Consider the following 13,939-nt stretch of genomic DNA (forward strand, 5'->3'; position numbering starts at 1 on the left):
TATATCTTTTTACTTAGTCTGGAAAATCTATTAAAAGGTAGCTCTTAGAGTCAAACCTACATATCTCGAAGATGGATCTTGTAAGTTATTGTCATCACCATAATCAGGATCCAATAATGGCATCTTTTTCCACATTGCCAGGTTGTAACCATAGACAGAAAGGTCAAGACTCTTTATTTTTTCTGAAGACATGATTTTCATAAGATCGTAAGACACAGATAGTCTTCTCAATTTTAAATAGGAACGGTCATAAACATTGGCAAAAAGCGAATTTTCATCTTCAGTTACCTGAGCACGGTAAGGATAGATCTGTGACCAGGTCTGCCAGCTTACAGCGGTAGTATTTGGGGTATACTCACGGCTATCAGTAAGGATAACACCATTTACATCCCTAACAAGCTCACCACCAGTGACCACTACACCTTCAGGCACATAAACAGGCTGTCCAGCAGCATATTCTTGGTCTCTATATAGTACGGAGTTAGGGTGCTTACCACCCCACCACATTTTCTCAATGGTCAAGGATCGGATCAAGCCTCCCCAAGCACCATCAATGTCCATGTCAATTCTGAAGTCTCCTACTTTAAATCTGTTTTGAAGACCTAATCTCCAAGAAGGATTTAAATGACCAATTTTAGATGGATATGGATCTCTGCTAGGCAATCCAGTGTTGGCATCCAAAATCACTTTCCCGTCTGCACTTTTTTGCCATACTGTAGCATAGTAAGCATCAGATCTGTCACCTGCTACCAGGTTACCAAATTTCTCATTGTTATCGAAAATTTCGGTTATTTTCTTCACATATCTTGTCCAGTTCAATCCAACATTCCAAGAGAAGTTATTTCGCTCTATGGCATTGAAATTAACCATGGCCTCAAAACCCTGAGTGGTGTATTCGTTGCCATTTACTTTTCTGGAAGTGAAACCTGAAGCTTCAGAAATGCTCAAGTCAATGATCTGGTTTTCATCCAGAATCCTGTAATAAGTACCTTCAAAGGTCAACCTTTTTTGAACAAAAGAGGTTGAAAATCCAGCCTCAAAAGTAGTGGACTTCTCAGGCATAATACTGGAGTTCACCAAACCTGAAGGATAATAAACGGATGGAGTAGCTCCATAGGTAACCCCTTTTTGATAGGTTGAGTAGATACTATAAGGACTTAAGTCACTTGAAACTTGAGACCATGAACTGTATACTTTTAGGTAATCCATTGCTTTTGGCAACTGAATAAATTCTGAAAGCATGGTACTCATTGAAGCAGAAGGATAGAAATAAGAATTGGTAGTAGTAGGTAATGTAGAAGACCAGTCATTTCTTCCTGAGAAATTTAAGAATACAGAATTCCATAAATCAAAATTCACAGAACCATAGGTACTACGGATGGCTTTTTCTTGAAAATAATTACTTGCCTTAACCGGCCCCTGGGTATTGCTCAAACCGTAAATTTCTGGGACAATCAATCCATCAGAAGTAGCATATTCCTGCTGGTAAGTCCTATAGAATATGGATCCACCTGCATTAACCGCAAAGGAGAAATTATCACTTACAGTCTTGTTATAAGAAGCAAGGATATCTGTATCCAGGTTTAAACGCTTGTCGTTCCACATCTTGTAATCACCATTTCTAGAATCTCCATAGTTCATGTAAGATTTTGGACTCTGCATGTCAGAAAACACACTATATTCCCTAGCAGAAACCCTACCTTGAATATTAAAATTATCAGAAATCTGGTAATTCAACTTCAACTTACCATCAAGCGTGTTCTGGTTGTGCTGCTGGTTCAACTCATGAGCTGCAAAATAAACGTTATTGTACCAAGCATAGTTAAAATTGGCCTGACGGTAACCTTCCAGCCCAGGCACATACATGTGGTCTCTCAAATCACGTCCATTGACATCATCACCCATCCATATCAAAATGGTATACATGTGGTTTTTAGGTCCATAGCCATATCTCGGATAATTTGGTGAGTAAACCTTATTATAACTCAAGGTCGCGTCTAATGTTAATTTATCGGTTAAGTCAAAAGAACTGTTAAAGTTCAAACCTCCAGTATTAAGTGCAGTGTTAGGTACCTGACCTTTTTGGTAGGAATAATTTCCTGAAAAGTAAAACCTGGATTTTTCACCTTGGTAAGCAATGGAGAAATCATTTTTAGAAACCACTCCTGTTTTCAAGAAGTCATTCAGGTTATCGTGTCTTTTCCATTCAGTAGGCACCCTTTCGTACAATGATTTATCATCATATATAGTACCTGCTACATTTCCATACCAATCGATCTGCTCACCTGTTTGAATATTTCTAATTGGGCTATTCCACTGAGGAACCATCACACCAGGTTCAAATTTTGGTCCCCAGATCATATCACCATCGGAAATACCTCCATCAGCACCATCCCAAAATTCATATTTCCCATTGGATCCGTTACCATATTGAGTTTGGGTTTCAGGGAAAACAGTAAAGCCGGCTGTCACCATATTGCTGGTAGAAGCGGTAACTGTAAGCCCTTCTTTAGAAGCATTTTTTCTGGTAATAAGAATGGCTCCATTTTTTCCTCTTGCTCCATAAAGTGCAGAGGCAGCACCACCTTTTAGTACGTTGATACTCTCAATGTCTTCTGGAGAAATATCAAATAAATTTGTTTCCACAGGAACACCATCCAACACAATCAAAGGTGTCTTGCCCCTTAATGAAAAAGAAGGAGACTGAAAGATTCCTGTAGGGTTGGTAACTGTCAAGCCAGCGATTTGTCCTGAAAGTGCATTTCCCAAGTTCATGGTTCTTGCTTCACCCAATACATCTGTATTCACTTCCTGAGTTGCATAACCCAATTTCTTTTTTTGCTGCTTGATACCAATGGCTGTAACCACTACCTCATCCAAATTTTGTTGGTCTTCTTCCAAGATTATATTGATCAAAGAACGACCATTTACAGCTTCTTCTTTGGTCGCAAAACCTATGAAACTGAATTGGAGCACTGCGTTTTCATCTGCAGTAATGGTATAATTCCCATCTATATCTGAAATGGTTCCCTGGGTTGTACCTTTTACTTTAATTGCAACGCCAGGTAAAGGAAGGTTATCTGTTCCTGAAACCACTTGACCATTAATTTCTATATTGGCTTGCTCTAGTTTTCTAGCTCGCTCATCTTTATTTTGACGCCGAATGGATATGTTATTGTTTATTTGCTGAAAGGCCAAACCAGTATTTTTGCTAATTTCCTTTAGCGCGCCTTCTATGGAAATTCTCTTATGATTAATAGAGATTAACTCATTTAAAAAATCATCATTCTCGTGAACTGTAAAATGGAATGCTGACTGTACTTCAATTTCCTTGAGTACATCAACCAACTTTCCTTTATTAAAGGAAATACTCACAAATACTTCATTGATTTTTTGCGCTTCAATCCTGTTTGCAAGCAACACATTGAAAAAAAGTGTCTGTAGCAAAAAACCAAAAATGACATTTTTAGTCATTTTTAAAATTAGTGGTAAAGGTTTTTTTCTCATAATTTACTTTGTTAAAATTCTATATAGGATTTAGAAAATGTTATTTGCAAAATATGCATTCAGGAGACTCGCTAAATTATTTATAAGCGTCTGGAGGTAGCTGCCAACTGCTACATATTTGCTAAAACTCAATTATAATTTGATCATCGTTTATCTCATAGGCGAATTTTTTAGAATACTGTAAATCCATTAAAATATTTTTTAGTGTTTGCCCTTTATAGACTGTTGTTACGCTCCAGTCTTCTGGCTTTTTCCCTTTAACATGAATATCTACACCAAACCATCGCTCCAAATTCAATTTAACTGTGTTAAAGTCTGAATTCTTAAAAGCTAATGCTCCCTCCTTCCAGGCCACTACCAAATGTGGATCAAAAGTTGATTCAGTATATGTGTTAGTTTTTGTGTTTACCTGTAACTCCTTCCCTGCTGTTAGCAATATGGAATTTATATCTGTACTTGGGTTTTGAATTTCTACTTTACCTTCTAAAAGCGAAATCCTGGTTAGCTCACAATCGGGATAGGCATTAATATTAAAAATAGTCCCAAGCGCTTTGGTCGCTAATCTATTGCTTTCTACTATAAAAGGTTTTTCAGCATTTGAAGCCACTTCAAAATAAGCTTCCCCTATTAATTCAACCTTTCTTTCTTCACCTTCAAATCCTACTATATATTTTATACTTGAAGAGCAGTTTAAATAAACAATGGATCCATCAGGAAGGGTTAGTTTGGATTTCTGACCAGGAGGATTACTGCGAACGGTATATTTTGTCAGCTTTTCTTCCTTAGTATCATTATTTACTGGAATAAAATAATAAATACTACTTAAAAAACCAAAAAATAGCAATATGGAGGCAGCGTATTTTAGAAAGGGTTTGGAAACAGATTTAGAGGCATTATTTTTTTTTATTCCTTTGTCCCAAATGTTATCGATTTTATCTTCAGAATTAGCCTGCGTATATGCTGGGGATTTTTCTTGCCATATTTCCTTTAACTTGTCTAGTGTATTGGAATTTTTTTCATTCTCTTTAGCCCACAACTCAACTTCTTCAGATTCAGCAACACTTGCCGTACCGGTTAATACCTTTACCAGCAAGTCATCAATATTGTCTTTTTTCTTACTCACATATATAAGACATCTCTACATCAAGAAAGGCGTAATACAATTTGATTTATTTTGAAATTATTTTTACTCCTTTTAATCCAATAAAAAATGATGGTGGGAAATTATAATTTCTATTTTAAATTAAGGAGTTATAAAGGGCATTAATCCCAGAATATACCGGGAACATTTAGTTGGCAGAAGGAGTCAATGCTAAAAAGAAAAAATCAATACAAGCAGTCACTGCATACTCGCTGTTACCCTGTAATTAGATTTGGTTTACCTTAGATTTCGAAAAAAGAAACAAGGCTCTCGATAAAAATGATCTGGATTATTTTAAGAGAAAACCTCTTTAGCATTGACAAGGAAATACCCTTTTAACGAATATTTCGATTTGGATTGAAAAGTATCAAATGAATACTTTTTCTTTTTCACTTTGCAAAGGATTAGTTTTGGTATTTTTACCTTTGACTTCAAGGTATTCGTTTATTCCCAGTCTTACTTCCTTTACAGCTAGCTCTAGATGTTTCTTTACTGTTTTATTGGTGATTTCTAAAAGTTTGGCTACTTCAGCTATTTTCAAACCATCATCTTTTACCATTTTAAAGACTAACTTTCTTTTAGGAGGTAATTCTTCTATAAGACAATTATAAAAATAACTCAGCTCCTTATTAAGTAATTGCTCTAAGGGTTGAATGCACTTTTCAGACCTAATCTCCATTTCTGATGAAATACCTACAAAACGTTCTTTCCGCTTGTTCTTCTTAATAGTATTGAGGCAATGGTTCTTTACTGCGAAATAGATATAACCATCAAAATTGTCAATATCCTTTAACTGACTGTGCTTTTTTAAAAGATTGACGAATACATCTGAGACCACATCCTCTGCCTCTTCATGAATAGGTAAGTAGTACAGGGCAAAAGAAACCAATTTGCAATGGTACCTATTAAAGAGCTCAGCAAAAGCCTTTTTATCAGTATTCACTGATATTTGAAAAAGAAGATCTGAGTTACTCAAAGCAGTATACATACCTAATAATTGGAAACCTAATAACCTATTTACCTATCAAATAAAGTATTTAAATACCGAAAAAAAAATAAAAACGTACATATTATTTCGTGATTAATAATTTAAAAACAATTATTAATCACATTTTTCAGTTTAATTACTATTAATTAACCATCCCTTAACCTAATAGAGCAAGGAATTGCGTAACATTTTACCTAAATCATGGATAATAGTAGCCATTGTTCTAAAAATTAGGCTTTGGCCTGATTTCGTAATCATGTAATCACTAAGGGTATTTTTGTAATAAGCTTAATAATGGTCATTGAGGTATTTTATCGAATAATTTGGGGATGAAAAGGAGATGTAAAAAATAAATCCTAAAAAATATACTTTTAATTGTAAAATATGATTACCTTTACGCTATCCAAAATATGTTTGGGTACAATAATTTAGTAAGTGCGCTGCAAAGGCAGTGAGAAGTAACCGTTTAAGTAGTATTTTCCTCTAAGAATTTCTCCCAACGTTTCCAATAGTCGAATTAAATCGATCTATACCCTCAACATTTCCTTTTTTATTGAATTAAGTTTTATTTAATTCTAGTTTCTATTAAAAAGCTATCTTTCGCAAAATCAGTAGGTCCTGATTTTTCCTCTACACTTAAGTTACGTGTTTCGGAATACTTCAAAACCAATAAATTAAGCAGATACGGCAATGAACGCATGGTAATTAAGACCATTTTTATGTTGCTGCTGTTTTTTGCTCCTTTGGCCGTTATCATTTTCGTCCCATTTTCAAGTGTTTCCCTATTATTTGGTTTATTTATCATTAGTGGTCTTGGCATGGCAGGAATTGGCATGGGAATTATGCACGATGCCATACATGGTTCATACTCCAAAAATAAATATGTGAATAAAATAATGGGTTACACCATTAATTTAATAGGTGCAAACGATGAGGTTTGGCGACTTCAACACAATGTACTTCACTATAGTTTTACCAATATTGAAGCGCATGATGACGATATCAATGCACCGTTTTTCCTAAGGTTTTCCCCCAATGCAAAAATTAACAGGCTTCATAAATTTCAACACTTGTATGCTTGGTTTTTTTATGGGCTGTCTACCATTTCATGGATAACCACAAAAGACTTTATTAGGCTTAAGAGGTATTATAAAATGGGCTTGGTAAAAGACAAAAAGACCTACAGATTGGGGCTAATGAAAATTATACTTTGGAAATTAGTCTATTACTCTTATGCTTTAATATTGCCTTTGGCAATGTCTGGCTTTGGAGTAGGAATGGTAATCCTGGCTTTTTTGGCTATGCACTTTGTAACTGGCCTAACCATATCATTGGTTTTCCAATCAGCACATGTGGTTTCTGATGCTTCTTTTCCATTACCCAACAAACAGGGAAACATGGAAGATGAGCGACTTGCCCATCAATTGGCAACCACTTGCAATTTCTCACCAAATAGCAAAGTTTTGTCTTGGCTTGTAGGTGGATTAACCAATCAGATCGAACACCATTTATTTCCACATATTAGTCACATACATTATAAAAAATTAGCACCGATTGTAGAGCGGACATCCAAGGAATTTGGCTTGCCCTACCATAAGAATGGAAATTTCCTTTCGGCTATAAGCAAACATTTTAAAATGTTGTACCTACTCGGACGAATGGAACTACCAACAGTAAAGAAATAATTTAATCAATACAATATAATTACAATAATGCAAGAAGGAATAGTTAAGTTTTACAACACAGAAAAAGGGTATGGGTTCATTACCCCAAAGGATTCAGGTAAGGATATTTTCGTCCATAATAGTGGCCTCATTCATGAGATCATGGAGAACGACGAAGTAGCTTTTGAAACAGAACAAGGAAAAAAAGGGCTCAACGCCATTAACGTTGAACGCATAGATTAATAACACAATATTACAATTCAAACAATAATACAATGCAAGAAGGAACAGTAAAGTTTTTCAACACAGAGAAGGGGTACGGATTTATTACTCCAAGTGATTCAGGTAAAGATATTTTCGTCCACAGCAGTGGATTGATCGATGAGATCAGAGAAAATGACAAAGTATCTTACGAAGCTGAGCAAGGTCAAAAAGGACTTAATGCAGTTAACGTTGAGGTAATCGGATAATTTTATTCGGTTTAAAAAATTAGAAAGTGGCCATTTTATGGTCACTTTTTTTGTTTATACCTGAACTGGAGAACTACTAAACCATTTCTACCTCCTTATAATACCTGTTACGGTAATCTAATGGTGACATGCCAACCAACTTTTTAAAGAGCTCTCTGAATGTTTTTGCATCATTATAGCCAACTTCATACATTACTTCATTAATGCTTGTTCCATTCGCTTCTAACTTCTTTTTAGCAGCTTCTACCCTAACCCTTTGAATGTATTCGATTACTGTATTGGACGTGGCCTTTTTAAATCTCCTTTCAAAGGTTCTTCTACCTATAGCATACATCTCAGACAGGTCATCTACAGTTAGCTTTTCATTAAAATTTACCTCAATATATTCCTGAGCTTCCTTCACGGCTTTATCACTATGGCATTTTTGCCCCTTGAAAATAATAAAGGGAGACTGACTTTGACGATTAATATCAATCTCAAATATTTTGGAAGAAAGTATGGCCATGTCCCTACCTACAAATTTTTCTATGAGGTACAGGTTTAAATTCAGTGAGGAATAAGCACCACCACTCGTGTATATCCTCGCCTCGTCAGTGATGATTTTGTCATCCACAAGCTGAACTTCAGGATACATCTCTCTAAACGCCTTGGTCATAAGCCAGTGTGTCGCACAGCTTTTACCATTTAATAACCCCGTTTTGGCCAAAAGAAAAGCGCCTATGCATAAACTAGCCACTTCTGCACCTTTTTCATATTGGGCCTTGATCCACGGAACAAAATCAAGATTGGCTTTTAGAATCTTATGAATGTCTCCATGAATAGCCGGAATAATAATTAAATCCGTTTTTTTCACTTCTTCAATGGTACAATCCGGCTTAATACTAAATATCCCATTGCTAACCTGACTCTTACTGGACCGGCCGACCAAGTGAACATCAAACAATAATGGTTGACCAGAGCGTTCCAAATGCCCATTGGCCATAGTGAACATTTTGTGGGTAGCCTCAAGGTTACTAAGGCTAGTATCCCCTTCCGGAACAAGAATAGAGATGTGTTTCATAGCAGCAAATTACAAATTAACCTTGTCGCAATCAACCCCTTAAATTGTCGGATCAACACAGTGGAATTAACAATTAAATTATGGAAATTTGAATATACCAAAAGTAGAAACCACAATGACACAAGAATTATGGATCAACTTGCCCGTTAATAACCTTTCTCAAACCAAAGCTTTCTTCACTAGCCTGGGGTTTGAATCATTGAGAGATGCTCCAGAAATGGTTGGTTTCAAAATTGGCAATGTTCCGGTAATGATGGTTACATCAGCCCAGTTTGAAAAATATGCATTAAATAAAGTTTCAGACATAAACAATGGGAGTGAAATGCTGCTATCAGTAGGTGCCCCAGACCGTGAATATGTAGATGCCATGGCTATAAAGGTGAGTAAAGCAGGTGGTAAGGTGTTCTCTTCCCCAGCTGAAATCCAAGGCTGGATGTATGGTTGTGCCTTTACGGATTTAGATGGCCATAGGTGGAATATATTGCACATGGACTTTAATAAAATGCCAAAAAATTAGATGACTAAAATAACAGTAAACGCAAATTGTCGAAATTCTCCCAAAAAAGAATTTCTAAAAGACTTCAATATTGCCTTTGCAACAGGACAGGCAGATTTTATCATTGAGCATGTTTCTGAAGACATTGTCTGGGAGATATATGGAGACAAATCCATCCAGGGAAAAAATCAATTCTCCCTTGAGATTAACGCAATGAAGAATAGGGTCCCTTCCGAATTAAAGCTGGATTCGATCATCACACATGGTCAGGAGGCAGCAGTCAATGGGAAGATAAAAATGGAAACAGAAACTTATGCTTTCTGTGATGTATATTATTTCAGCAGTGCTTCAAGCACCATTATTAAGAAAATCCATACCTATATTTTAAAGATAAATGGCTAATTGACCTATCAAGAGTTTATTTTAATCAATCATAACATATAAAATTTAAAAATTATGGCCTCAGTAAGTACTTATCTCAATTACCCTCGAAATACCGAGGAAGCATTTAACTTTTACAAATCAATATTTGGTGGTGAATTCTATGGAAATGGTCCCATGAGGTTTGGAGACATTCCACCTCAGGAGAATACGCCCCCTCTACCTGAAGAAGACAAAAACCTAATCATGCATGTAGAATTGAGAATATTAGGCGTCCATTCCTTAATGGGAACTGATGCACCTGAATCAATGGGCTTCAATATTAATTTTGGGAACAATTCCTATATCAACCTACAACCAGACACACGCAAGGAAACTAAGAAATTATTTGATGCGCTATCTGAAGGTGGCAAAGTGACTCAGGAACTTCAAGAAATGTTTTGGGGAGATTATTACGGAAGTTGCACAGACAAATTTGGCGTTCAATGGATGTTCAATTGTGGAGAAAAGGTCTGATTCATTCCAAAAACCCCCATTTTGTATTCCCTTTAAATAAATCTTTAACCCGGATTATCTAATAGAATTCGTGATGGGTGTTGCAATCGCAAGAAAATCAGGCTGTTTGGAGATTTTAGCATTGCACCGCTATGGTGAAATTGAAAACAGCAACGAAATGGCTGATTTTGAAGCGATTTAAGCACGTAATAGATTGTCTATTGCATAATCCGGGTTTAAAATAGGCGGTAGTTTTAGCTACATTATGGCTGCGAAAGATGGCAGCATGCCTTTAAAGGCACATTTTCGGAAATCCGACCCGGGAACCTAATTGAATACGGCTTGGCTGATGGTAGAAAAGTAATTATTCAATTCCAAGATAAAAATGGCACTACCACTGTATCTGAATCCTTTGAGTCAGAAGCTGAAAACAGCATCGAGGTTCAGTTACAAGGCTGGCAAGCCATCTTAACCAACTTTAAAAAGTATGTAGAAGCCAACTAAGCGAATTTCAATCAAGGCTAACTTCAACATATGCCCTCTTTCTTTGCCTTATAGTACCAATTTAAATTGAACTTTGACCTGGCCCATCCTAATTAAAAACCTTGTGTCTTAGCATTGCACTCAAGTTTTTTGTTGCTGTTAAAAACACTAAGATGTATTAAATATTTAGTCATTTTATTAATTGATAGAAAAAATATTTGTCAAACTAAAATTTATCTATTATATTGAACTAATCATTTAATACAATTAACATTATGGTGTTTAGGGATTTAAGAATAGTATTGGCCTGCTTATTACTGACAAGCTGTTTTGGAGATTTTAAAACTGGTGAACAGTTGTACAATAGTGGGGCCTATGATGAGGCGGTGGAAGAGTTTAGCAAAGTACTTTTTGCAAGCACCACAGATCTCAAGACCCTACACCTTCGGGCCAGGTCTTATGAAGAATTGGGTAAATACAAGGAGGCAATGGCTGACTATAAAAAGATTATTACTTTGGATCCCAAATACGCTTATGCCTATGCAGGAATAGCTAAAATTGCCTGGGATCGGGGAGATTTCAAGGAAGCTGAAAACAATTTACTCTATGCAGCCATGATTGTGCCTGAAGACTATGATGTCATCCTATTTCTATCCAGAGCAATGATCAAAAATGAACGTTATAAAAGTGCTATAGAATTTTTAGATTTAGCTATCAAACTAAGGCCTAGGGAACCTAATCCCCATTATTATAAAGGAATCGCTATGGGCCTTCTTGGAGATGGTCTAGGAGTGGTAGTGACCTTTAATAAATACATTGAACTGGAGCCAAACAATGTCAGTGCCATTTTTAATCGGGGTTTGGCCCTCATGACATTGGGATATAAAAGTTGGGCGGTCGAAGATTTTGATACGGTTCTGGAAATGAATCCAAATCATTATGAGGCCTTGGCAAGAAGAGCTGTTTGTTTAATGGAAAAGAATCCTAGACAATCTTGCTTCGACTTGGAAACAGCCGCCTTAAAAGGCAATGAATTCGCTAAACTTCACCAAAATGATTGCAATTATAGCAGGTAAGTACTGCTTTTCTCACCTGTAATTTATTCCAATACGGTCCATAGGCCACGGTTAGCCCTCTCATCCTGGAAAGAGGCTTGGGCCTGTATATTTTACATCTTTTAACTTTTTCCAATCACCAAATTTTTCTGATCTCAGAAGAATATTCCGTATTAAATCCTACTTTTGTATTCTCAAATATGAAAAGCAGTAAACTAGTCATTGTTCCTACATTCAATGAGATGGAGAATATCCAGGATCTCATAGTCGAAGTTATGGCCCTGCCAGAAAACTTTGATTTATTGGTGATAGATGACAGTTCACCTGATGGAACCGCTTCATTGGTAAAACAGATGCAGGAAACCTTTCCTGATCGGCTTTTCCTTATCATAAGAAAAGGCAAACTGGGACTAGGTACGGCCTATCTGGAAGGCTTTGCTTATGCTTTGAAAATGGGCTACACCTATATATTTGAGATGGATGCTGACTTTTCTCACAATCCACAAGATTTAAGTTTGCTCTATTCAGCAGCGGTAAAAGGCTCACATGATTTGGTAATTGGTTCTAGGTATGTATCAGGTGTAAATGTGGTCAATTGGCCTATGGGCAGGGTTTTAATGTCATTTTTCGCCAGTAAGTATGTACAGTTCATTACTGGAATTCCTATAAAAGATACTACAGCGGGTTTTGTATGCTATCATAGAAAAGTTTTGGAAGCGATTCCCTTAAACAAAGTCAAATTTATAGGATATGCCTTCCAAATAGAGATGAAATTTACAGCCTGGAAAATGGGCTTTGATATTCTGGAAGTGCCCATTATTTTCACTGACCGCACAAGAGGAACCTCTAAAATGTCTAAACATATTTTTAGAGAAGCCATACTTGGCGTAATTTACATGAAAGTAAAAAGCATGTTTATAAAGCCTAAAAAAGCCAAAGAACAATCAATTATCTGATTTTAAAACCCCTCTTACAGCTTAGTCAAATTTAATTGATTTGATAGGGTTTACGTTACTGATGATCACTGCAGGAATAAACAATACTGCAGTAGTGATAACCAATATTAATACATTCAATCCCAGAATTATTGGCCAATCCCACACGATAGGTACATAGCTCATGTAGTAATTTTCAGCATTAAGCTTGAATAAGTGGGTGCTTTGTTGCAGTAAACCAAAGCCCAAACCAATCAAATTACCCAATAACATTCCTCTTCCTATAATTCGGATTCCATTCCAGATAAAGATATTACGGATTTGCAGGTTGGTACTACCCAAAGCCTTTAATAAGCCAATCATAGAAGTCCTTTCCATAATAAGAATAAAGAGAATGGACACCATATTGAAAGAAGCTACAAATAGAATCAAGGCTAAAAAAACATAGACATTGTTATTCAACAATTCCAGCCAGTCAAAAATCTGAATGAACTTATCCGTTGCTTTGGTAAGTCTCAAGTCATAATCTATACTTTCATAGAGCTCATCCTCATAAAGGTCAATTGTTTGGGGATCCTTTAAGAAGACCTCAAATCCACCAACTTTATCTTCATCCCAATCATTCAGCACTTGTATGACACGAATATCTCCTAGAATAAACTTATCATCAAAATCTTCCAAAAAGGTTTCGTACAATCCCACGACTTCAAGTCTTCTGAAGCGTGGAGGATCCTGTACAAAGTACATGGTAACCTTGCTCCCAACATCCAAAAGCATCTTTCTGGCAATTTTGGTGCTGACCACAATCTCATTGGAAGAAGAGCCACTGTCTCCAAACTGAATAAACCGCCCTTTTACTATCGATGGTTTAAAGGCCAGGCTGTCAAAATCTCTACCTACTCCTTTCATCATTACACCTTCTACTTCCTCTTCCCCTTTTATAAGTGCTGGTTTATTGGCAAAAACCTGAACATGTTCTATATAGTCTCTATCACGGAAATTGGTATAAAATTCACTATTGGTGCTTGTAGGAGAATCCTCCAGAGATTGACTCAGTACAAATTGATTGACCTGATAATGCCCTGTAAAAGAAAACACCTTATTAGAAATCACCGATTGAAAACCTCCCAGAATCAAGAAGGAAATGATCATTATAGAAAGCCCAAGGGCAATACTGGCTACAGCAATCCGATGGATGGTTCCGGTGAAACCTCCCGTCTTTTTAAAACTGATTCTTTTTGCAATGAAGTAGGAAAGGTTCAAT

General features: G+C 36.3%; 13 protein-coding genes and 1 pseudogene. 9 read left to right on the forward strand and 5 right to left on the reverse strand.

Translation table 11 applies throughout. The features are described 5' to 3' along the window. Window positions 1–30 precede the first annotated feature (30 nt). The 3 genes from AC13EX_RS21140 to AC13EX_RS21150 all read right to left on the reverse strand — a co-directional run bounded on the left by AC13EX_RS21140 (window position 31) and on the right by AC13EX_RS21150 (window position 5,636). Window positions 31–3,507: a SusC/RagA family TonB-linked outer membrane protein gene (locus AC13EX_RS21140; protein WP_482894233.1), complete on the reverse strand. Its 3,477-nt coding sequence runs from the start codon at window positions 3,505–3,507 to the stop codon at window positions 31–33. A gap of 121 nt (window positions 3,508–3,628) precedes the next feature. After that, the gene (locus AC13EX_RS21145) at window positions 3,629–4,630 is read right to left on the reverse strand and encodes a FecR family protein (RefSeq protein WP_482894234.1); all 1,002 of its coding nucleotides are present in this window, start codon (window positions 4,628–4,630) and stop codon (window positions 3,629–3,631) included. Window positions 4,631–5,015: 385 nt separating this feature from the next. After that, complete coding sequence (locus AC13EX_RS21150) at window positions 5,016–5,636, reverse strand: RNA polymerase sigma-70 factor (protein ID WP_482894235.1); 621 nt, start codon at window positions 5,634–5,636, stop codon at window positions 5,016–5,018. A gap of 719 nt (window positions 5,637–6,355) precedes the next feature. Between AC13EX_RS21150 and AC13EX_RS21155 the strand changes: the two genes are divergently transcribed. The 3 genes from AC13EX_RS21155 to AC13EX_RS21165 are packed head-to-tail and all read left to right on the forward strand — an operon-like array spanning window position 6,356 to window position 7,770. Further along, a complete protein-coding gene (locus AC13EX_RS21155) occupies window positions 6,356–7,321 on the forward strand; it encodes a fatty acid desaturase family protein (RefSeq protein WP_482894236.1) in 966 nt (321 codons plus the stop codon). A gap of 27 nt (window positions 7,322–7,348) precedes the next feature. Next, window positions 7,349–7,543 (forward strand): cold-shock protein, encoded by a 195-nt coding sequence (locus tag AC13EX_RS21160; RefSeq protein ID WP_048643709.1) that lies wholly within the window; start codon window positions 7,349–7,351, stop codon window positions 7,541–7,543. 32 nt (window positions 7,544–7,575) lie between these two features. After that, window positions 7,576–7,770 carry a cold-shock protein gene (locus AC13EX_RS21165; RefSeq protein ID WP_048643710.1) on the forward strand — a complete coding sequence of 65 codons (195 nt, stop codon included), beginning with the start codon at window positions 7,576–7,578 and terminating at the stop codon, window positions 7,768–7,770. Window positions 7,771–7,846: 76 nt separating this feature from the next. On the opposite strand, the gene AC13EX_RS21170 is transcribed toward AC13EX_RS21165, so the two are convergent. Next, complete coding sequence (locus tag AC13EX_RS21170; protein WP_482894237.1) at window positions 7,847–8,830, reverse strand: GlxA family transcriptional regulator; 984 nt, start codon at window positions 8,828–8,830, stop codon at window positions 7,847–7,849. 88 nt (window positions 8,831–8,918) lie between these two features. Between AC13EX_RS21170 and AC13EX_RS21175 the strand changes: the two genes are divergently transcribed. From AC13EX_RS21175 to AC13EX_RS21200, 6 genes and pseudogenes are all read left to right on the forward strand, one after another. After that, window positions 8,919–9,347: a VOC family protein gene (locus tag AC13EX_RS21175; protein WP_157470567.1), complete on the forward strand. Its 429-nt coding sequence runs from the start codon at window positions 8,919–8,921 to the stop codon at window positions 9,345–9,347. After that, window positions 9,348–9,728 (forward strand): nuclear transport factor 2-like protein, encoded by a 381-nt coding sequence (locus AC13EX_RS21180; protein ID WP_482894238.1) that lies wholly within the window; start codon window positions 9,348–9,350, stop codon window positions 9,726–9,728. It abuts the gene before it with no gap. 54 nt (window positions 9,729–9,782) lie between these two features. After that, entirely contained in the window at window positions 9,783–10,223 is a 441-nt protein-coding gene (locus AC13EX_RS21185) for a VOC family protein (protein WP_482894239.1), read from the forward strand. 273 nt (window positions 10,224–10,496) lie between these two features. Beyond that, window positions 10,497–10,706, forward strand: a pseudogene (locus AC13EX_RS21190) (SRPBCC family protein); the annotation flags it as partial. A gap of 254 nt (window positions 10,707–10,960) precedes the next feature. Beyond that, complete coding sequence (locus AC13EX_RS21195; RefSeq protein WP_048643715.1) at window positions 10,961–11,761, forward strand: tetratricopeptide repeat protein; 801 nt, start codon at window positions 10,961–10,963, stop codon at window positions 11,759–11,761. A gap of 179 nt (window positions 11,762–11,940) precedes the next feature. Beyond that, complete coding sequence (locus AC13EX_RS21200) at window positions 11,941–12,696, forward strand: polyprenol monophosphomannose synthase (protein ID WP_482894240.1); 756 nt, start codon at window positions 11,941–11,943, stop codon at window positions 12,694–12,696. A gap of 21 nt (window positions 12,697–12,717) precedes the next feature. Here AC13EX_RS21200 and AC13EX_RS21205 read toward each other — a convergent pair whose 3' ends face one another. After that, window positions 12,718–13,938, reverse strand: coding sequence for an ABC transporter permease (locus AC13EX_RS21205; RefSeq protein WP_482894241.1), 1,221 nt, complete (start codon window positions 13,936–13,938; stop codon window positions 12,718–12,720). Window position 13,939 lies beyond the last annotated feature (1 nt).

The organism is Cyclobacterium sp. L-R (assembly GCF_056859355.1).